The following is a 20,324-nucleotide window of genomic DNA, read 5'->3' on the forward strand; positions in this document are numbered from 1 at the left end:
TAGATATTGAATAAAACTTATAAAAATTAATTTTTTATAAGTTTTTTTATAAGTTTTTTTATAAAATAATGAAAAACAAAAGGAATTTTATGCTATCTAGAGATATATTAGTATATCGAAAAATACGATATGAATTGCGTGCATATATGTGCTATCTTTTTACACAAAATATTCAAAACTTTATCCCTAGTACAAATTTAAAAAGCGTTTTATTAGGGATTGAAAAAATTAAAGATGAAATCAATGCCTTTGATTCTATCTATGTTTTAGATGCTGTAGGCAATGAAATTAACCCGCAAGGCATCACTTGCACAGAAAATTTCGCAGATCGCGCCTATTATTATGAGGCTGTACGTGAGGGAAAATGCATTATTACAAACCCCTATCCTACTATGGAAACCGGAAAATTAATCGTCACAGCCTCTTATCCCGTATATGATCAAAATCACAAACTTCTTTACATTGTATGCATTGATCTTTCTCTAAAAACTGCAATCAATATCAGTGCGCCTTCTAAATTTTCAAATACATGCTCACAAATTAGCACAATAATTTATGGATTACTTTCTTTTGTTTTAACCTTAGTTTGTCTTTCACTTTTTTCTAAAGGTGTATTAAGTCTTTATATCGCTCTAGGACATTTTAAAAGCTTTAATATTGATGAAATTTTTAAATCTATTATACAACTAACATTGGCTCTGGCAATCTTTGATCTTGTAAAAGCTATCTTTGAAGCAGAAGTTTTAGGAAAAAATACAGATAACAACTCTCATGCTCTGCAACATACAATGGTAAGGTTTTTGGGATCTATTATTATCGCCCTAGCTATTGAATCTTTAATGTTGGTATTTAAATTCGCAATTAGCGAACCTGACAAGATTCTTTATGCAGTTTATCTTATCGCTGGGGTAGCAATACTTATCACCAGTCTATCTATTTATGTAAAATTTGCCTATCTTCCCTCAAAAGAAAAAAATACTTAATATTTGGTTTTTGCCACTGCTTGGTGGCAAGCCTCAATAATTATACCACGCACACCACTTTTTTCCAATACACTTAATCCTTCAATCGTTGTACCCGCTGGGCTAGTAATTGCATCAATAATATTTTGTGGATCTTCATGCTTTAATAAAAGTGCAAATCCTTCAAACATCCCCCTAACAAGCTCCTTGCTTTGCATGCGCCCCAATCCTTCGCGTACACCCGCATCAATCAAAGCTTGTGCAATTAATGCAACGAAGGCTGGTGAACTACCACTTGTGGCAATACTTGCATCAATAAGTTTTTCTTCTCCTACACTCACGACATTACCAAAGCTCTCTAACAAATCAAGATTTTCATCCAACACATCAACCGATATCGAAGAATAATTTTCACAATAAACCGCACTTGAAGATTTTTGATATTTAGCTGCAGTATTTGGCATCACACGAACATAAGTTTTTGCCTGAATTTTTTCTCGAATCACCTGAATGCTCACACCTGCCATCACACTAATAACCTTAAATGCTTCACCGCTAAAAGCAAAACTCCCTAAACCATAAGGCTTTACGCACAAAAAAACAATTTTATCTGCAACTGAAATAGAGGAAGAGTTTTCTAAAACATTAAAATATGTTTGGATATTATGTAATTGCAAGAAATCTCTCGCTTTCTGTAAATTGCGTCCAGAGATCTCAAAATCATATTTTTCATAAAGTTTGGCCTGCAAAATACCCTTTATAATTGCAATAGCCATTTGACCATAGCCAAGAATTAAAACCTTTTGCTTAGTCACTAATCTTTTCCATCATTTCATTGGCTTCTTCGTTTTTATAATAATCTGATATAGGTTCTGCTAATTGATACTGAGGATATTTAAGGCTATCTAACACAACTTGTGCCATTGTTTGATTATCAAAATTAAAAATCACAGGAGCTAAAAAATTTACCGTAGAATCTTGGATTGGATTTTGCACAACCATGATATTTGCAATAAAAATATTTTTTGTGCTTTCCAAATCCAAAAGTAATTTTACTGCCGCAGGTACATCAAATTCATACTCTCTCAAAACAAATGGATTGATTAGTGTAAAGACAGGAGAATTGTCCTCAGCATTACTTAGACGCATAAAAACATCATCAATCTTTTCAAGCTTCATTTTTTTGACTTTCTCAAAACCTAATATAGGGGATTTTACATCAAAAATCATAATTCTATAAACCTCATCAAACACGGATTTTACAAACTGGAAAAACCAATTACTCCCTTTATTTTATCTAATTTTTCTCTAAAAAATCAAATTTTAAAAATTTTTTCTTAACTTTTTCATAATATAATTACAGCGACAATAAACTTCTTGAGGAAACTTGTGAAAATAATTGCTTCTATATATGCCACGATTTTTATTTTTTTTATTGGTTGTTCAAAAGAAAAAAATGAATTTAACAAACCTGCTACCTATTGGTATCAAGAAATGCTAAAAGAGATTAAATTGGGTAATCTTGAGAGTGCGGACAATTTCTTCTCATCTCTACAAAGTGAGCACATTAATTCCCCGTTATTGCCAGATGCAATGCTTATTTTAGGTAAAGCCCATCAAGAACATAAAGAATTTGTATTGGCTGATTATTATTTTGATGAATATTTTAAGCGTTATGGTACTCAAGAAACAAGTGACTACCTTACTTATCTTAAAATACGCGCGCATTATCTTGCTTTCACCAACTATAGCAAGGATCAAGATTTTTTAGAAAATGCTATTTTGGAAGCAGAACTTTTTTTAGAAAAACACCCTGAAAGTAAATATGCTGATATTGTCAAGACGATAGTATTACGCCTTATTTTAGGAAAAAATGAACTCAATCGTGCCATTGCCAATGTTTATGCAAAACAACATAAAAAAGAAGCAGAAGAGTTGTATTTAAATCGTATCGACTATGATCTTGAAGAACAAGCAAAACCCACACGATCACATATTCCTTGGTATGTTTATATTTTTAACTGGTAGGAGAATGCCATATGCAAAACAAACATAAAATTGACTTCCCAATAGAAGTTCCTATAATTGTTGAAGAAGAATCCTTTATGTACCCTTTTATGATTACACCAATTTTTATTACTGATCCCTCAAGCATCAAAGCTATTAATAGCACCATCACAGACAAAGATATGATTTTTGTCTGTTGTGCAAAAAATATCAAAGATCATAGCCAAAATGCGCAAAACTTCTATGATGTTGGTGTGCTTGGTAATATTATGAGAAAAGTCAACCTTCCTGATGGAAAAGTTAAAATCCTCTTTCAAGGTATTGTAAAAGGAAAAATCGCTTCCATAGAGAGTCAAGACCCATTAAGAGGAATCATAGAACCTATTACCTACAAAAAATACAATCAAGAAAAAATTCAAGCTATTATCGAGGTACTTAAAGAAAAAGTAAGAATTCTTGCAAACATTAGCCAGTTTTTCCCGCCAGATCTTCTTAGAACCATTGAGGATAATATAGAAGAAAATGAAGAACCAAACCGCATTATAGATATGATTGCATCAATACTGCGCCCCACAAAAGAACAATGCTACAATCTTTTTGCAAGCAATAGCGTAGAAAAACGTTTAATGATGTTAATTGACTATGTAATCGAAGAGACACAAACCCAAAAACTCCAAAAAGAAATCAAAAATAAAGTTCATACAAAAATGGAACAAACCAACAAAGAGTATTTTCTTAAAGAACAACTAAAACAAATCCAAAAAGAACTAGGATTAGACAAACAAAGAGATGAAGAAATAGAAAATTACAATAAAAAATTAGAAACTATTAAAGCTTTTATTCATGCAGATGCCTACAAAGAAATTAAAAAACAAATTGATCGTCTTAGTAAGATGCATCAAGATAGTGCTGATTCTAATATAGTGCAAAATTATATTGAATGGGTACTTGAAATTCCTTTTGACAAACATGCCAAAAAAAAGCTCTCCATTAATTCTGTAGAAAAACAACTTAACCAGGATCATTTCTCACTAAAAAAACCAAAAGAGAGAATTGTGGAATTTTTTGCCATCAAAGAGCTTTTAGAACAGCGTGAGCAAAAACCTACTAAAACTATTGGTACAATTCTTTGTTTTTATGGGCCTCCTGGTGTAGGTAAAACAAGTCTTGCAAACTCCATTGCTACTGCTATCGGGAGACCTCTTGTAAAAATTGCACTAGGTGGATTAGAAGATGTCAATGAATTACGCGGTCATCGACGCACATATCTTGGTGCTATGCCAGGAAGGATTGTACAAGGTCTTATCGAAGCGAAAGCAATGAATCCTGTTATAGTTTTAGATGAAATTGACAAAGTAGGGCGCAGTATGCGTGGAGACCCCACAAGCGTGCTATTAGAAATATTAGATCCTGAACAAAACACTGATTTTAGGGATTATTATGCAAATTTTAATATTGATTTATCACAAATTGTATTTATTGCTACCGCAAATGATATTTCTAATATCCCTGCTCCATTGCGTGATCGTATGGAATTTATCGAGGTTTCTAGCTATACCCCACAAGAAAAAGAACAAATTGCAAAAAAATATCTCATTCCTCAAGAACTTAAGAAACACGGATTAAAACCCTCTGAGTTCTCTATTCATCAAGACGCTATCACACTTTTAATTGAAAAATACACACGTGAAGCAGGTGTAAGAAACTTACGCCGTCAAATTGCCACTTTGATACGAAAAAGAGCAAAAGAGATTCTACAAAACCAACAAAAAACCACTATTACTTCACAAAATTTAAAAAATTATCTTGATAAAATTGTCTTTGAAATCCAGAAAGGTGACAATGAGGATAAAGTCGGTGTTATCAATGGTCTTGCATGGACTAGTGTTGGGGGCGATGTCCTAAAAATTGAAGCCATCAAAATCAAGGGCAAGGGAACGCTAATGCTTACAGGAAGTCTTGGAGATGTAATGAAAGAATCTGCTCGCATTGCTTTTTCTGTTATCAAAGTTTTAATTGATGAAAAATTTTTTACTATCAAAAAAGAAAAGAAAAAGAACAAAGAATCAAAAGAACAAAAAGATATGCAAATTTATAACCTCTATGATATACACCTCCATGTACCAGAAGGTGCTACACCAAAAGATGGTCCAAGTGCCGGAATCGCTATGGCCAGTGTAATTGCTTCTATTCTTACTAACAAAAAAATCCATGGAGATATTGCTATGACTGGTGAAATCACATTAACTGGCGAAGTCCTTCCTATTGGTGGATTAAAAGAAAAGCTTATTGCAGCACATAAGGCAGGAATGAAAAAAGTCCTTATTCCTTCAAAAAACTACGAAAGAGACTTGAGCGACATCCCTAACGAAGTACTAAATGATCTTGAAATTATCAGCGTTAAAACAATCAAAGAAGTTTTAAAACATACATTAATTTAAGATTATAATTAAAAAGAGGGGGCACACCACCTAAAAAATTTCAGAATGAAATCCTTAAGCCCCCCCATCTAAATCTTTACGAAAACTAAAATTTTTAATTACTTTGTATACCCCTATTAAATACCAACTTTTCCTGCTTCTATTTTTTTATATTTTTTATAAAGATAAATATAAAAAACCATATATAAAATACAAAAACAAAAAGATGCCCACATAAAACCTATCGTGTTATCCACACAAACTAACACTAAAAACACATAACATGCATATAAACACACAAGTAGCAATGCACTAAAAGAATTATTTCGATTAATTTTAAAAAGTAAAGAATGGAGATGTAAACCATCAGGGTGCATTGCTTTTTGTCCTTTTATTTTGCGTCTTAAAATAGAAAATATTACTTCCCATACAGGATAAATCATTACAGACAAACCAAACCAAGCACTAACACCATGATCACTTAAAACCCCAAGTAAAAATGCAATCAAAGTCCCTAAAAAATATGCCCCACCATCACCCAAAAAAATCTTACCAAAAGGAAAATTTAAGACATAAAACCCCAAAATTACGACAATAGCCATTTGTGCAATTCTATATACAAAATCAATCTCTCTTCCAAATGCCACAAAAATAATTGCCGCAAAGACAATTAAAGCAATACCACTCGCAAGGCCATTGAGTCCATCAATAATATTAATTGCATTACATACACCAAGAATTCCAAAAAGACTAAAAGCTACCCCCCAATACCAAGGAAGCATCGCCAAAGGCAAAAGATTTGTAATCAATCCCACTCCAGAACTTAGTAAGATTATAATCCCCAAAAGCTGGATAAATAACCTCACCCTCGGAGATAAAATCTCTAAAACATCTTCCAAAACCCCCGCCAAGAAAACAACACTCAAGCCAAGAAAAATTAAAATATTAGATAAATTAAAGGGAAAATTTAGTAAAAACAACACAATAAATCCGACAAAAATCCCCACACCTCCAAGTCGAGAAATATTTTGTTGATGAAATTTTTGTGGCTTTTTAGCCACAATAAAATCTACACCGATTCCAAAAAATTTTGCCAAAACTATGCAGCCTAAACATAATAAAAAACTTACGCAAAAACCTATCCACATGTCAGTCCTTATTTTTAAAAACTTTCATTCCTTGATTTTGTGCCAGTGCCATAACCGAAGGAATTTGATGAAGTTTTTCTTCTTTGATAAGATTTTTGATCGCAAGAGTATTTAGCAAAATTTCACAATCAAATTCTAAATTCTGTTTTTGCTGTGCAATAATCCCTACCAAACTTTCTGCAACTTCAATCGTTCGCATCTTATCTTCAAAAACATTCAAAAGCCGTGAGATAGCGCCGACACTATTTCTAGCATGCATCGTAGCAAGTACAACATGCCCTGTATGCGCTGCAAATAAAGCAGTTTGTATACTTTTTTTATCCCTCAACTCTCCAATAAATATCACATCAGGATTTTGACGCATCGCACTCACAATACCTTTTTCAAAACTTTTTGTATCCTTGCCAACTTCACGATAAGTAAAACAGCTTTTTTTATTAACATGCCTATATTCAATAGGATCCTCAATACACACAATATGTTTTACAAAAGAACTATTCAAATAATCTAAAACCGCATTTGCCATTGTTGTTTTTCCACTACCTGTAGCACCAACCACCAAAATCAAACCTTTTTCATTTTCCAAAACTTTTTTAAAAGAATCAAAAATCTTATTTTCAAAAAGACTTAAGACTTCTTGAGGAAGAATTCTTAAAAATACAGCTATTGACCCTTCAGACAAAAATACATGTACCCGACAAAAATATTTTTGATAGGAAAAAGAAAAATCTCTCTCATCCCCCTCATTAACTGCATGAATTAATGATTTATCTGTATGTTGCACTAAAAAATCCAAAAGTATTTGTTGTGTTAAAATTCTACCTTGGTATAAATGATCTTGTATTTTATAATACAATGGCTTATCTGCATAACAAAAAATATCACTCACCCCTCTAGCGATCAAATCGCCTAAAACTTCAAGCATCTGATACACGCGATCCCCTTATAGATTTTCTAATAAAGTGCCTTATTATATGTAAATTTCTTGGGTTTTTGTGCATTATAGAAATTTCTACAATATAATTTTTATCTTTTTCTTGTAATCTATAACTCCCCAAGAATCCATCTTGAAAATCAATAAAATCCTCTTCACATTTTTTTAAGTCATATCGCATTAAACAAGCCTTAGCAATATAATATACACTTTTTGCATAAAGTTCATTTTGAAAACTACCATAAAAATTACTCATACTATCTTTTTGAATGCTCAAGGCTTTTGGCATCATAAAAGCTACACTAATTAATGCAACCAAAACAATTAAAGTTTTCCACAATACAAAAGCTTTCAATACGTATCACCATAACGCAAATGCATGCGCATCAAACAAGATTTTTTTCCGCAAATTTTTAGTAAAATATCTTCCTTGATTTCCCTAACCTCAAAGCCAAAAATTCCCTCAAGCATTACAAAGCCATCTAAAAAAAGTGTTTGATTATCAAAAAATATTTCATGTTTATTTTCCTCATCATGCCAAATGATTTTAGAATCTTCAAGAATAATTTTAGAAGCATTATCTAAAAGATGAGAGATTTGTATTAGAGCATTTTGTATTTCTAAAAAATTATATGCAAGATCAAAAATAACTACTTCTTGTTTTTTGGCATAAAAAGCAAGCTTTGTGCATATAACACTAATTATTGCAAAAACCATCAAACCCACCAAAAATTCAAGCATAGCAAAAGATTTCATTCGCATTGCTTGACCTCAAAATACCTATAAAAAATATTTCCTTTATTATGCAAAATACGCACTTGACAAACAAGATTATTTTGCGTAGTAATAGTTCCATCTGTCTTAAAAAGATTTTCTCCTAAGATTAACTCTTTTTGCAAAACCCCTTGTAATCTCAAAATTTTAATACTTTCTATAATTTCTTGATAATGCTTTCTAAAATCAAAAAATATCTGTAATACAAAAAAAGTAAGCATCAAAGCTATTAGAACTTCTAAAGTAATAAAAGCCCTATTTAGCAAGAAAATCTCTTTGTAAATAAACCTCTTTTTCTTCCCCATCGTGTAAAATTTTGATTTTTAAAACTACTTTCCAGCGTCCTGCTTTTTGAGGATAAAAATCAAAAGAAGATTCTATGAGATTTTGCGGCAAATGATCAACCTTATCGCGGTAATCTTTATCATAATAGCGCATGGCATAAACTTTGTAATCAAGAATCTTTGGTGGATTTTTTACAAGAGGAATAAATTTTAATGTCACAATATTATGTGCTTGCACTTTCAATAAAAGTTCTTTATGATTTTTTCTCTCTATTTTTTGAGCCTTTATGGAATAAGGCGGAAAAAAAAGATCGCTCATTCCTGCAAAATACACCTGCGTCTCATAAGATTGGACAAATTTTTTTGTTTCCCCTAAAAATAAATCTGTATTCTTCTCCACGACACTAGAATCTTGCAAATACGAATTATCTTTAAGATTAGGCTGTAATAAAGAAATATATACCAAAAGTACCAAAAGTACCACCCCAATAACAATAATCAATAAAATTCCTAGTGGCCAATAATTTTTTTTCACTTCCTTCTCCTTCTGATCCACACAAATCCTATTATCAAACTAAGCAACATTATCCAAATCGCCACGCGTGCGACCTGTGCCAACATCTCCCCATTCCTATCAATAATATTAGATTGTATTAAAATATTTTTGTATCGCGCAAATGCATCAATAAAATGTGCGTAACCATTTAATAGAATGGCTGAGATTCTTGCAGTATCAAGTATATCAGATTTTTTAACTGGCAAAAATGGCACCATAAATTCAGAATAAACACTATCCACATCTATGGTATTTTCCAAATTTCTACTCATAAAAAAATCAATTTTTTTATCTTCAAGGGCAAATAAAATTACAAAATAATTCTGTGTATTCATCAGATTTCTTAATACAAATTGTCGGCGTTCCTCTTTATTTAAACTTAAATCTTTTTTTAAAACCACATACATAGAAATACCTGTTTTTTGAAAAAATTCATCACCAATTTTTTCAATAATAGCCGATGTCTTTGGATTAAGCAAAAAAGTATCACCCACTACAAAAACATCTGCAAATACACAAAAAGGTAAAAGCAAAAAACAATAAAACAACCTTTTTATGTATTGCATTATATAAAACTTAAATAATGTGTAAAAACATATTAGGTACTAATGCCACAACTATAGAAGTTGCAATCATCGCCACAATAAAAACTGCCAAAACTTTTTCAAGTGTACTAAATTTCATTATTTATCCTTTAACTTATAATGCTGGATATTATCAATACTTTTCATCTCTACCGCACTTCTGTCGATTGTGTAATAGTTACTTGCTTGTTCTTTTTGAATCATAATCCCTTGATATCCTAAAAGAAATACAACAACAAGCAATAATACTACAGCAATCAAAAGCCCTAAAATCCCATTGATTCCAAACAACTTATTCATTATTTCTCCTTAATCGTCAAGTGGTTCCAAAGAATTGATAAATGCACTCAAAGCTTCAATTTGCACATCACTAAAATTTGCATATTCAAAAGATGGCATCTTTCCAATATGACCTTTTTTACCCTTAGATAACACTTCTTTAAGGAATTCTGCAGTGCCATATTGTGTCAAATCAGCAGCTAAACCTGCATTACCTTTTCCATCATCACCATGACAAGATGAGCAAGTCGCACTATCCCAGAGTTCTTTACCTTTCTTAAGACTTTTTGCATCAAAGTTTTCAAATTTTAGATGAGCATTAGAAATTTCTGCCATGATATACTTTGCCAATATTTCAGAATCTTTTATATCTAATTCTATAGAAGGCATTTCACCAGCCATATAATTTAACCCTACACTTCCATGTTTAATAGTATCCTCTATACCTTGATATTTACCCCATCTTGTAAGATTCTGTGCTTTTGCACCCATACCACTTGCATCAATTCCATGACATTGCGAACATTTCACCAAAAAGATACCTTCCCCCATTTTTTTCTTATCTTCCATCGAAAGACTTTTCCATTTTTCTTCAAACTTTTGGTTATACTCTTGAACTTCTTCATTAAATTCGCCAATTTGAGAATATGCATTCAAAGGATAACCAAAAAACACATACCAAGCACCCCATATCATAAGTACAATAAAGCTAATCGTCCAACCTATTGGTAAATTATTAGCAAACTCTGAAATTCCATCCCACTTATGATCTGTTAATTCTCCATCTGCCTTGCTATCACGCATCTTTTTAATATAAAAAGATGAAATCATCATTGTCAAAATTAAAATTATAATTGCAGCAATTAAAGCCATTAAATTTATATTATCACTCAACCAACCCATTACTCTTCCTTTTATTTTATTCTTTCCTCAATAACTTCATCATCAAGCCTATCTTTTAAAGCAAGATTTGCATAATTCTCATAATCACAAGTGCCATTTTTTTGTCTTCTATATAAACTAAAAATATAGCCATACAAAAAAATCACTAGCAAAAAAGTAATAACTACATAAGCAATACCGCGCCATACTTCTGTTTCCATGTTATACTCCAAAAATTATTTTGCAATTCTTCCTTGACCAAGACTATTTAAATATGCAATCAATGCTACAATTTCTTGTACTTCACCTTTTTCAAAAGCAGCTTTCACATCTGCATTTTTCATATCTTCAACAATTTGTGCAGCTTCTTGTATATAAATTTTTCTTGCCTCATCCATATTGCCAAGTTTAATTCCATCTTCAATATCATAAGGAACATTAAATACTTGTTTTTGTGTAAAAGCCTCTGCATATGCGGTTTCAAAATCTGCATTCTTTTTATAAAGATGTTTATAAGCAGGCATAATAGACCCGGGAACAACACTTTCAGGATCCCACATATGATTGCTATGCCAATCCGTACTTCTACTATCTCCTACACGATGGAGATCTGGTCCCGTTCTTTTTGAACCCCATAAAAATGGTCTATCATAAGCATATTCTCCACTTAAACTATAAGCACCATAACGATCCACTTCTGCTTGAAAAGGACGAATTAATTGAGAGTGACAAGCATAACACCCCTCTTTGATATACACTTGTTTTCCTGCAGTTTCCAATACACTATAGGGTCTTAATCCCTCAATCGGTCTTGCAGATTTTGTAAAATCTGGCAATACCTCAACAATTCCTGCAACAGAAAACACCAATAAAAACGCTATCGTAAAAAAGAATGGATTTTTTTCTAACCAACTAAACATTTATTTCTCCTTAAGCAGCCATTGGTGTGGCATAGTTTGGTTCACGCTGTAATGGCTTTGATGCTATGATACTCATTAAAACATTATAAATAAACATTATAAAGCCTACCAAATACATCAATCCACCAACACCTCTAATCACATAATAAGGGTGTAATTTTGTCACTGTATCAATAAACTGATAAGTAAGATTTCCATACATATCAACATCTCTCCACATCATACCTTGCGTAATACCAGCAATCCACATGCTCGAGAAATAAAGGACAATACCAATTGTCATGATCCAAAACTGCATCTCAATAATCTTTTTAGAATAAATTTCTTTTTTAAAGATTCTAGGAATCATGTGATAACTTGCTGCAATAATCGTAAATCCTACCCACCCCAAAACACCATCATGCACATGCCCAATAATCCAATCTGTAAAGTGTGCTAAAGCATTAACAGATTTAATAGACTGAATCGATCCTTCCAATGTTGCAAGCATATAAAAAGTTGATGCTAAAACCAAAAATTTAATCAAAGGAGATTCTTTTAATTGATACCATTGACCACGCATTGTAAGTAACATATTAATAGCAGTTCCCCAAGAAGGTAGGATTAAAATTACAGAAAATACCGATGCTAGAGTCTGAATCCAATCAGGAACAGTTGAAAAAATCAAGTGATGTCCACCTGCCCAAATATACACAAACATCAAACTCCAAAAAGAAAATAAAGTCAATTTGTATGAGAAAATTGGCTGACCAGATTCTTTAGGTAAAAAGTAATAAATAATTCCAATAATTCCAGAAGTAAAGACAAAAGCTACTGCATTATGTCCCCACCACCATTGCACCATAGCATCATTACTACCAGCATACATAGAAATAGAATGCCAAATACTTCCAGTTTGTGCAATAAAATAAGTAGGGATGGCAAGATTATTAAAAATATAAAGTACTGCGATCGCTGTAAAGGTAGCAATAAAATACCACAATGAAATATAAATTGTTTGTTCGCGTCGCACACCCATGCTACCAAACATACTAATCCCCCACAACACCCAAACAACCACCACTAATAAATCCAATGGCCAAATTAATTCTGCATATTCTTTAGATTGTGTAAAACCTGCAAAAAGACTAATAACCGCCAAAACAAGCAAGGCAATATATGTCCAAAAATGCAACAGTCCTATAAATTTTAAAAAAGGATGTTGATAATAAGTAATTTTTAAAACTCTTTGACCCAAATAATACCATGCTGCCCAAATGCCACTTAATGTAAAGCCATAAATAACTCCATTCGTATGTAGTGGACGCAATCTTCCAAAAATACTATATTCTCCTGCTAAATAATTTAGACTTGGGAATGCTAGTTGTAGAGCCAAAACCACACCAATTAACATACCGATAAATCCAAATATCAACATAGAATATAAAAATAATTTTGCTATAGAATAATCATATTCCACAGGCATTTTTGCTTCTTGTTGCATTGAAATCTCCTTAATTTTGCTATTTTGCATGGGTAGCATTTTAGTCTTATTTATTTTAGCAAAACCTTAAAAATCTAACTTTTTTTAAAAATAATTTGATTTTTTTTTAAAATCCCCTTCTTTAGTAAAAAAAAAATTTTAGCCCTCAATCGCCTAGGAATAAGAAGTCTTCTTGCCTCATCTCTAAAAACTTTAGGCATCACACACTCTTCATTTTGGGTACTCACAAAAATAAAATCTACATTGCAGTCAATGATATATTTTTTTGCCAAAATTAGACTGTATTTTTGCTTAACAATCTCTTCACGCTGTTTAAAACTAAGCACATAGCCCATTTGCTTTAAAATAACATCAATACCATGAAGATTTTCCAATTCTTGTTTTTTTTCAAAATAAAATATATCTGCAAGCTGTAAAATTTCTTGATGATAGATTCTATTTTTTTCTTTTTGAAGATATTTAAAAGTATTTAAAATCCCTTGTTTATTTTCATTTATAAGAGAATTTGCATAAGAATGGCGAATTTTATTGCGTAAAAATTTTGTATCTCGATTGCTAGAATCTTCAAAAAATTTATAAGGTTTGACGATCTCTAAAATTTCGGCTTTACAAAGTTCTAGCATTGGACGAATAATCTTATAACCATCTCTTTTTTCCACACGCTCAAACCCTAAAATTGTATTTAATCCACTACCCTTTATCATCTGCATCAAAAACCACTCTAAGCGATCATTTAGGTGATGACCCAAAATCAAATGATTATAATCATATCTTTTTATCAATGTTTCAAAAAAATCATAACGCACCATGCGTGCATGATTTTCAAAATCGCTAATAATTTTTTCTGATTTATAAATATAGAGCTTTTTATTATATTTTTCTGCTAATTCTTGTGCGTACAAAACCTCAAGATAAGACTGCTTGCGTATCTGATAATCCACAATTGCCATATCAAAACATATATCTGCTTTCAACATTAAAAAAAACAATGCTGTAGAATCTGCCCCTCCTGAAAAACCTAAAAGATTCTTATGGTTTTTTAAATCACTAAAATCTATCAAATCTTTTGGGTAACTTTTGCAAAAATCATCATATTTTTTACCTCTGTGATTTCTACTTGATAATACCCTGCCTCCAAAACTAAATCCTCTAACTCACTATCATTGATTAAAATTTCCCCATCAACTTCTGGCGCCCAAGTAAGCACTCTAGCACTATAAAAATATTCACTTACACTACTTTTCCCTTCCAAAAGTACCTCATAACGCCGCCCCACCATATCCTCGAAAATCTTTTTTTGTTGTTTTTTAATAATGTCATCAACCTTTTTAATTCTTTGATTGATAATTTTTGTAGGAATTTTCTCTTGCATCCTATCTGCCAAAGTCCCCTCTTCAGATGAAAATGCAAAAATATTTAGACGATCAAAAACAAAATTCTCTAAAAATTCACAAAGTTCTTGGAACTCTTCCTCGCTTTCTTGGGGATGTCCGATAATAATTGTACTTCTAACAAAACTATTTGGTACCTCTCTCATTGCCTGCAAAAGTTCCATATGTTTTTCCTTAGAAGCACCACGCTTCATTCTTTTTAGCATTTCTGCACTCATGTGTTGTATCGGCATATCAAAATAATTTTGGAAGATTTTAGAGTTTTTTATTGCCCAAATAAGATCTATAGAAGTAGTTGTAGGATAAAGATATAAAATCCTTGCGCTACGCGCTAAGTCTTGTTGATCTATAGCATTAATTAAAGAAATCAATCCATCATTTTGCTTTTTATCTCTTAAATATGAACTAGAATCTTGAGCAATAAAAGTAAAATCTCTATACCCCTTTTGAGTCAAAATCTCTATTTCTTTCAAAATAGAATCAATACTCCTACTTTTTAATTTTCCTTTAAAACTTGGAATGGAACAAAAGCTGCAAGACTGGTTGCACCCCTCTGAAATCTTAATATAAGCATGGATATTTGACCCTGTAATCACACGATCTTTTTTTTCATCTGCCAAAAATACAGATTCTGAAAGTAGTCCTTTTTTTTGACTAATCATCACATCAATCCGATCATAATCTCCTACGCCTGTGATAATATCAATCTCTGGAATCAATTCTTTGAGTTCTTTTTGATAGCGCTGTGTTAAACATCCGCTAGCAACAATAATAGCACCTTCTTTTTTCTCCTGTGCCATTTGTAAAATCATTGCAATACTTTCTTCTTTAGCAGACTGAATAAACCCACAAGTATTTACAATAATTACATCTGCACTTTTGGGATCATCAATAACTTCATAGTCTTTTAGTCTTCCTAACATTACTTCAGAATCCACAAGATTTTTTGTACACCCCAAAGAAACCAAATGCAAGGTCTTCTCCATTATTTATTATCCTCAAGTAAATCTGTTTCCCAAAAAAAATCTACCCACTCATTGGGTTCGCGTATAAAAAAATCAGCCTTAATTTTTGCAGTATTTTTTTGAAAAATTGTTGCTGTATAAAAAGTAGCATGTTGAAAATTTGTACTGAGTTTATGTACCACTTCACTCAAACTCACTCCACTATCTACAATTTCATCCAAAATAATAATTTTTTTATGCTCTTCTTTAATACAAGGCATATTTTCAATAATCAATGAACTTTGCACTTTTGCATCACTATAAGACATTGCATTTAAACTATAAACTGCTCTAATATTCCACGCGAGCCCAAGCATATGACTCATTGTCATTCCCCCTCTAGCAATACAAACAATGGCATCAGGAATACCGATTTTTTCCTCTACTTTGTATTTTAAAACCTTTAAATCTTCTAAAAAATCATGATAAGCATAATACATTAAAACAACCTTTTAAATTAAAAATGCCTATTATAGCAGGGTTTTAAAAATCCATACTTAAAGAAATATAATATCTTCTCCCCTCGCGAATATAATTATAGTTGTTATAGTAATTTCCATCAGAAGCTTGAACATAATCCACAAAATCCCAATTTAACAAATTATAAACTCCAAAGTTTAGTCTTAAGGTTTTATTTAAAGCATAGCTCCCACCAAGATGTAATAAAAAATAGGGTTTATAATACTTGCTAATATTAGGATTTTTTGCCAAGAATTGATCTAAAGCATTTTGATCTGATGCACTACTTCCACTTCTTCCTCCTATATAAGTTCTTAGTTGGTTAGCACGCAATTCTCCACGCAAATAAAAGGCTAAACCAAATGGCATACCATAATTTATTGCACCATTAAAAGTATGCTCTGGAATTCCAGTAAGTGGCAATCCCCTAGCAACCCCTGAAGTTTGTTCTGTATGATTATAGGTATAAGAAAGATTAAAATCAATATGCCCATAACCAACTCCTAAAGGCTTAATACCAAAATAACTCTCCACTCCATAAGAAATTGCAGAATCTGCATTAATTGAATAAGAGCAATTTCCCGATACTGCTGAACAGGGTCCTCCTCCTGATACCGGTATTTGCACTCCATTTGCTACACTTGCAGTTTGAATCTTATCTCTAAACTGGATAAAAAACCCTGTAATTCCCGTATCAATAAATTTATTTTCATAAGAAAGACTAGTTTCATAATTAATTGAGGACTCTGGTTTAAGATCGGGATTACCATATGTTGGTGTTGCTCCTTGTCCTGTTAGTCCATTAATCCCCTTTGTAAGTTGAATGACTGTGGGTGTTTTATATCCCGTGGAAATACCACCTTTAAGCACTAGATTTGAATCTCTATTACCATGGCCACTTTGCAAAATATTCCATACAAGATAAGCACGAGGAGATACATGAAAACCAAAAGAAGAATTATATTCTCCACGCATTCCTAATTGCAATGCTAAATTATCTCTTAATATTGTTTCATTTTCTGCAAATAATGCTAAATTATGATGATATAAAAAAGAATCCGTAGGAACAATTTTATCAATTAAAGATGAAAACCAATATCTTCCCCCAAGAGTAATAACACTAGATTCTGCAATATGAAATACACCACGATGCTCAAAAATTACATCTTGTCCAAGCAATCCCCTATCCTCTCCTACAAGAGGACTTCCTGCAGGAACTGCAGAAGAAGTAATCACTCTTCCATAATTTAATGTTGAGAGGTATTGCAAGCTTGTATCTGTTTGAAAATTTTCATATTTTCCTTGATGGGCAAAAATTACATTGTTGCGCATAAAAAATACATTCTTTTTATATCCACCTCGACTTCCTATCGTTCCCAACAAAGATTGTGAATTATCATACCACTGCAAACCATGATCAAAATCAAGATAAAAATAATTTTTTGGATCCATCTGATAACCTAGCCTCATTCCAAAACTTGAATTATTGCTCTCACTAAGCCCTATAATAACATTTCTACCTGCTGCAGTATTATCACCATTATTACTTGGCACAACTTTGAGTGCAGAAGTTGGCACAGCGGCACGATATTGATCTCTAGCTCTTAAAGAAAGTGTCCATTTTTTGGCACGATCCAAAGGTCCACCTAACCACAAAGATGCACCATAAAGATTCCCAAAAGCAGAATCTTCTTGAAATACACTATCAAGAGTAAGACTTCCACTCCAAGAATCAAGCTGTTTTCTAGTAATAACATTCACAATCCCACCAATTGCATCACTTCCATAAAGTGTTGAAGCAGGGCCTCGTATTACCTCGATTCTCTCAATAGCTGCAATGGGTGGCATAAATCCCGCAAATGCTTCTGTAAAACCATTAGGAAAACCTGCAGATGTTGTGTTTTGTCGTTTCCCATCCATCAAAATCAATGTATAACTTGCTGGCATACCACGAATAGAAATATCATATCCCCCTGTTTTTCCAATACTTTGATCAATAGATACGCCAGGAACCAGGCTTACTGCTTCTGCCAAATCTCTCACAGGTTTGCTTTCAACTTCCTCTCTTGTTACCACAGAAATAGATGCTGGTGCGTCTTTAATATCTTGATTATAACCAGATGCCGAGGTTACAATTTTATCAAGTCGCATTTCTTTTTCTTGTGCAAGAATCAAACTTACTGACGAAGTTGCCAATAGAGTTACAAGGATTCTACTCTTCATACTTTTCCTTTTTTAAAAATCATTAGACTTATTTTAAAAGTAATAATTATTATTAAAATAAAAACTTGTTAATAAAATGTTAATTTTTTTAAATAAAATACATATTTTCTGTATTATCTTCTGCTCTCCAAAGCTTTATTTTTATATGTTAAAATAACAAGAATCTAAAAACCAAACAGCCAAGGCAAAAAATGAAAATTTATGATTCTAAGCTCAAAAAAAAAGTAGATTTTATTCCTCTAGTGGAAAATAAAGTAAAGATTTATGTATGCGGTCCAACAGTTTATGATCAAGCACATTTAGGCCATGCAAGAAGCTCTATTGTTTTTGATCTTTTAAAGCGTACCCTTACTCTTAGTGGGTATCACACTACACTTGTCAAAAATTTTACAGACATTGATGACAAAATTATTACTAAAGCCTTACAGCAAAATATTCCTATTGAAGCCATCACAAAAACCCATATTGATTCTTATAATAGTGATATGCAAGCACTTAATGTCTTACGCCCTGACCTAGAACCTAGAGCTACACAAAGCTTAGATGCAATTTTTGATTTTATTCAAGCACTTTTGCAAAAAGGTTATGCTTATCAAACAAAAAGTGGAGATGTTTATCTTGATGTCACTAAAGATAAAAATTATGGCAATCTTAGCCAAAGAGGCATTGATGATGAAAATCAAAGCCGTATTAAAGATAATGAAGAAAAAAAAGATCCTAGAGATTTTGCCCTATGGAAAGCTTATAAAGGAAAAGATGATATTGGTTATGAAAGTCCCTTTGGTTTTGGGCGTCCTGGATGGCATATAGAATGCTCTGCAATGATTGATAAATATCTTGCATATAAAGACCAAGATTTTTGTATTGATATCCATGGTGGTGGGGCAGATCTTTTATTTCCTCACCATGAAAATGAAGCTTCCCAAACACGCTGTATGCACAATAAAGAACTTGCAAAATATTGGCTACATAATGGTTTTGTAAATATCAATGGGGAAAAAATGAGCAAAAGCTTAGGCAATAGTTTTTTTGTTTGCGACGCACTAAAATCCTATGATGGAGAAATTTTACGCAACTACCTACTCTCTACTCATTATCGCTCAATTTTAGATTTTAATGAAGAAGATTTATTAAGTAGCAAAAAGCGTCTTGATAAAATCTATCGCCTTAAAAAAAGGCTAATATCCACAACTCCAGAAAAAGATCATATATTTGAGGAAAAAATTCTAGAAGCAATGCAAGATGATTTAAATATCTCCAAAGCACTAAGTACTTTAGAAGAAATGTTAAATCACTCTAATCAATGCCTTGATCAAACTCCAAAAGATAAAGCATTACACGCAAAAATTACAAGTAATCTTATTTTTGTGCAAAATCTTCTTGGAATCGGATATAAAGATAGTATAAGTTATTTTCAACTAGGGGTTTCAGAAACGCAAAGACAAGAAATTGAAACAAAACTTAAAGAAAGACTAGAAGCCAAAGCACAAAAAAATTATGTTCTTGCAGATTCTATCCGCGATTTCTTAAATCAACAGGGAATAAAGATTCTTGACCATAACGATGGTAGCACCTGGGAAAAAATCTAAATATATATAGCAAAAACTTTATAAATTTCAAAAAATTTCTTAAAAAAGGAGGGGTAGCTGAGGTACTAAACTCTTTAATTTTTATATTTTTTTTGGATTAAAACCATTTTTATACAACTCTACTCTAATTTAAAATACTAACTTTTAAACTTAGATGTTTTATCTATACAATTGATTACTTTTTAAATATTTTACTTTAAGGTCGTAAAAAAATAAGGTGAAGAAAAATAAATGGTGATCACGACTGGACTTGAACCAGCGACCACTACCATGTCAAGGTAGTGCTCTACCAACTGAGCTACGCGATCTTAGATATTGCTTAAAATCATAGCAAAAAAAGTTTTATTTTTTCTTAATTTATAATAACATTTTAACTTCTAAATATTTGCTATCCCCCTCCCTCTACTTAAAAACTATATTTATTA

The 20,324-nt window shown here is 32.1% G+C and carries 22 protein-coding genes and 1 tRNA gene; 4 read left to right on the forward strand and 19 right to left on the reverse strand.

Annotated features, from left to right (window positions below; translation table 11 throughout):
* The first annotated feature begins 89 nt into the window (after positions 1 to 89).
* A complete protein-coding gene (locus tag LW133_RS05895) occupies positions 90 to 983 on the forward strand; it encodes a PDC sensor domain-containing protein (protein WP_233077491.1) in 894 nt (297 codons plus the stop codon).
* On the opposite strand, the gene proC is transcribed toward LW133_RS05895, so the two are convergent.
* Both proC and fliW read right to left on the reverse strand, forming a co-directional pair.
* Positions 980 to 1,777, reverse strand: coding sequence for a pyrroline-5-carboxylate reductase (proC, locus tag LW133_RS05900; protein ID WP_233077492.1), 798 nt, complete (start codon positions 1,775 to 1,777; stop codon positions 980 to 982). The two genes, LW133_RS05895 and proC, sit on opposite strands and share 4 nt — an antisense overlap.
* Entirely contained in the window at positions 1,770 to 2,192 is a 423-nt protein-coding gene (gene fliW, locus LW133_RS05905; protein WP_233077493.1) for a flagellar assembly protein FliW, read from the reverse strand. The genes proC and fliW overlap by 8 nt, the downstream gene beginning before the upstream one ends.
* A gap of 159 nt (positions 2,193 to 2,351) precedes the next feature.
* Between fliW and LW133_RS05910 the strand changes: the two genes are divergently transcribed.
* Together LW133_RS05910 and lon are read left to right on the forward strand one after the other, a co-directional pair.
* A complete protein-coding gene (locus LW133_RS05910) occupies positions 2,352 to 2,990 on the forward strand; it encodes an outer membrane protein assembly factor BamD (RefSeq protein WP_233077494.1) in 639 nt (212 codons plus the stop codon).
* 11 nt (positions 2,991 to 3,001) lie between these two features.
* Entirely contained in the window at positions 3,002 to 5,410 is a 2,409-nt protein-coding gene (lon, locus tag LW133_RS05915) for an endopeptidase La (RefSeq protein ID WP_233077495.1), read from the forward strand.
* A gap of 116 nt (positions 5,411 to 5,526) precedes the next feature.
* Here lon and LW133_RS05920 read toward each other — a convergent pair whose 3' ends face one another.
* The 16 genes from LW133_RS05920 to LW133_RS05995 all read right to left on the reverse strand — a co-directional run bounded on the left by LW133_RS05920 (position 5,527) and on the right by LW133_RS05995 (position 18,310).
* Complete coding sequence (locus LW133_RS05920) at positions 5,527 to 6,537, reverse strand: glycosyltransferase family 4 protein (protein ID WP_233077496.1); 1,011 nt, start codon at positions 6,535 to 6,537, stop codon at positions 5,527 to 5,529.
* Between the two features lies 1 nt (position 6,538).
* A complete protein-coding gene (locus LW133_RS05925) occupies positions 6,539 to 7,462 on the reverse strand; it encodes a type IV pilus twitching motility protein PilT (protein WP_233077623.1) in 924 nt (307 codons plus the stop codon).
* Positions 7,455 to 7,826 carry a hypothetical protein gene (locus LW133_RS05930; RefSeq protein WP_233077497.1) on the reverse strand — a complete coding sequence of 124 codons (372 nt, stop codon included), beginning with the start codon at positions 7,824 to 7,826 and terminating at the stop codon, positions 7,455 to 7,457. The genes LW133_RS05925 and LW133_RS05930 overlap by 8 nt, the downstream gene beginning before the upstream one ends.
* Entirely contained in the window at positions 7,823 to 8,227 is a 405-nt protein-coding gene (locus tag LW133_RS05935) for a hypothetical protein (RefSeq protein WP_233077498.1), read from the reverse strand. The genes LW133_RS05930 and LW133_RS05935 overlap by 4 nt, the downstream gene beginning before the upstream one ends.
* Complete coding sequence (locus LW133_RS05940) at positions 8,224 to 8,511, reverse strand: hypothetical protein (RefSeq protein ID WP_233077499.1); 288 nt, start codon at positions 8,509 to 8,511, stop codon at positions 8,224 to 8,226. Before LW133_RS05940 ends, LW133_RS05935 begins: the two co-directional genes overlap by 4 nt.
* Positions 8,501 to 9,064 carry a hypothetical protein gene (locus LW133_RS05945; protein WP_233077500.1) on the reverse strand — a complete coding sequence of 188 codons (564 nt, stop codon included), beginning with the start codon at positions 9,062 to 9,064 and terminating at the stop codon, positions 8,501 to 8,503. Before LW133_RS05945 ends, LW133_RS05940 begins: the two co-directional genes overlap by 11 nt.
* Positions 9,061 to 9,618, reverse strand: a complete 558-nt coding sequence (locus tag LW133_RS05950) for a hypothetical protein (RefSeq protein ID WP_233077501.1) — start codon at positions 9,616 to 9,618, stop codon at positions 9,061 to 9,063. Before LW133_RS05950 ends, LW133_RS05945 begins: the two co-directional genes overlap by 4 nt.
* Positions 9,619 to 9,768: 150 nt before the next feature.
* Complete coding sequence (locus tag LW133_RS05955) at positions 9,769 to 9,969, reverse strand: DUF4006 family protein (protein ID WP_233077502.1); 201 nt, start codon at positions 9,967 to 9,969, stop codon at positions 9,769 to 9,771.
* Positions 9,970 to 9,978: 9 nt separating this feature from the next.
* Positions 9,979 to 10,851 carry a cytochrome-c oxidase, cbb3-type subunit III gene (gene ccoP, locus LW133_RS05960; RefSeq protein WP_233077503.1) on the reverse strand — a complete coding sequence of 291 codons (873 nt, stop codon included), beginning with the start codon at positions 10,849 to 10,851 and terminating at the stop codon, positions 9,979 to 9,981.
* Positions 10,852 to 10,862: 11 nt separating this feature from the next.
* Positions 10,863 to 11,051, reverse strand: coding sequence for a cytochrome c oxidase, cbb3-type, CcoQ subunit (locus LW133_RS05965; RefSeq protein WP_233038143.1), 189 nt, complete (start codon positions 11,049 to 11,051; stop codon positions 10,863 to 10,865).
* A 15-nt stretch (positions 11,052 to 11,066) separates the two neighbouring features.
* Entirely contained in the window at positions 11,067 to 11,750 is a 684-nt protein-coding gene (gene ccoO, locus LW133_RS05970; protein WP_233077504.1) for a cytochrome-c oxidase, cbb3-type subunit II, read from the reverse strand.
* A gap of 10 nt (positions 11,751 to 11,760) precedes the next feature.
* On the reverse strand, positions 11,761 to 13,233 hold the full coding sequence (gene ccoN, locus LW133_RS05975) for a cytochrome-c oxidase, cbb3-type subunit I (RefSeq protein WP_233077505.1): 1,473 nt from the start codon (positions 13,231 to 13,233) through the stop codon (positions 11,761 to 11,763).
* A 74-nt stretch (positions 13,234 to 13,307) separates the two neighbouring features.
* Entirely contained in the window at positions 13,308 to 14,294 is a 987-nt protein-coding gene (gene tilS / locus LW133_RS05980) for a tRNA lysidine(34) synthetase TilS (RefSeq protein ID WP_233077506.1), read from the reverse strand.
* On the reverse strand, positions 14,291 to 15,610 hold the full coding sequence (gene rimO / locus LW133_RS05985) for a 30S ribosomal protein S12 methylthiotransferase RimO (RefSeq protein WP_233077507.1): 1,320 nt from the start codon (positions 15,608 to 15,610) through the stop codon (positions 14,291 to 14,293). The genes tilS and rimO overlap by 4 nt, the downstream gene beginning before the upstream one ends.
* Positions 15,610 to 16,068 carry a phosphoribosyltransferase gene (locus tag LW133_RS05990; RefSeq protein WP_233077508.1) on the reverse strand — a complete coding sequence of 153 codons (459 nt, stop codon included), beginning with the start codon at positions 16,066 to 16,068 and terminating at the stop codon, positions 15,610 to 15,612. The genes rimO and LW133_RS05990 overlap by 1 nt, the downstream gene beginning before the upstream one ends.
* A 43-nt stretch (positions 16,069 to 16,111) precedes the next feature.
* On the reverse strand, positions 16,112 to 18,310 hold the full coding sequence (locus tag LW133_RS05995) for a TonB-dependent receptor domain-containing protein (protein ID WP_233077509.1): 2,199 nt from the start codon (positions 18,308 to 18,310) through the stop codon (positions 16,112 to 16,114).
* Between the two features lie 191 nt (positions 18,311 to 18,501).
* Between LW133_RS05995 and cysS the strand changes: the two genes are divergently transcribed.
* Positions 18,502 to 19,899 carry a cysteine--tRNA ligase gene (gene cysS / locus LW133_RS06000; protein WP_233077510.1) on the forward strand — a complete coding sequence of 466 codons (1,398 nt, stop codon included), beginning with the start codon at positions 18,502 to 18,504 and terminating at the stop codon, positions 19,897 to 19,899.
* A gap of 232 nt (positions 19,900 to 20,131) precedes the next feature.
* Here cysS and LW133_RS06005 read toward each other — a convergent pair.
* A tRNA-Val gene (locus LW133_RS06005) sits at positions 20,132 to 20,207 on the reverse strand.
* Positions 20,208 to 20,324 lie beyond the last annotated feature (117 nt).

Origin of the sequence: Helicobacter anatolicus (genome assembly GCF_021300615.1) — a bacterium.
Lineage (GTDB): Bacteria > Campylobacterota > Campylobacteria > Campylobacterales > Helicobacteraceae > Helicobacter_H > Helicobacter_H anatolicus.

Bases quoted from the DNA above. Each gene is read 5' to 3' on its own strand.
- LW133_RS05920 (WP_233077496.1), bottom strand. From the start codon at position 6,537: ATGTGGATAGGTTTTTGCGTAAGTTTTTTATTATGTTTAGGCTGCATA.
- ccoO (WP_233077504.1), bottom strand. From the start codon at position 11,750: ATGTTTAGTTGGTTAGAAAAAAATCCATTCTTTTTTACGATAGCGTTT.
- LW133_RS05955 (WP_233077502.1), bottom strand. From the start codon at position 9,969: ATGAATAAGTTGTTTGGAATCAATGGGATTTTAGGGCTTTTGATTGCT.
- LW133_RS05895 (WP_233077491.1), top strand. From the start codon at position 90: ATGCTATCTAGAGATATATTAGTATATCGAAAAATACGATATGAATTG.
- ccoP (WP_233077503.1), bottom strand. From the start codon at position 10,851: ATGGGTTGGTTGAGTGATAATATAAATTTAATGGCTTTAATTGCTGCA.
- LW133_RS05995 (WP_233077509.1), bottom strand. From the start codon at position 18,310: ATGAAGAGTAGAATCCTTGTAACTCTATTGGCAACTTCGTCAGTAAGT.
- LW133_RS05935 (WP_233077498.1), bottom strand. From the start codon at position 8,227: ATGAAATCTTTTGCTATGCTTGAATTTTTGGTGGGTTTGATGGTTTTT.
- LW133_RS05965 (WP_233038143.1), bottom strand. From the start codon at position 11,051: ATGGAAACAGAAGTATGGCGCGGTATTGCTTATGTAGTTATTACTTTT.
- rimO (WP_233077507.1), bottom strand. From the start codon at position 15,610: ATGGAGAAGACCTTGCATTTGGTTTCTTTGGGGTGTACAAAAAATCTT.
- ccoN (WP_233077505.1), bottom strand. From the start codon at position 13,233: ATGCAACAAGAAGCAAAAATGCCTGTGGAATATGATTATTCTATAGCA.
- LW133_RS05925 (WP_233077623.1), bottom strand. From the start codon at position 7,462: ATGCTTGAAGTTTTAGGCGATTTGATCGCTAGAGGGGTGAGTGATATT.
- cysS (WP_233077510.1), top strand. From the start codon at position 18,502: ATGAAAATTTATGATTCTAAGCTCAAAAAAAAAGTAGATTTTATTCCT.
- fliW (WP_233077493.1), bottom strand. From the start codon at position 2,192: ATGATTTTTGATGTAAAATCCCCTATATTAGGTTTTGAGAAAGTCAAA.
- LW133_RS05990 (WP_233077508.1), bottom strand. From the start codon at position 16,068: ATGTATTATGCTTATCATGATTTTTTAGAAGATTTAAAGGTTTTAAAA.
- lon (WP_233077495.1), top strand. From the start codon at position 3,002: ATGCAAAACAAACATAAAATTGACTTCCCAATAGAAGTTCCTATAATT.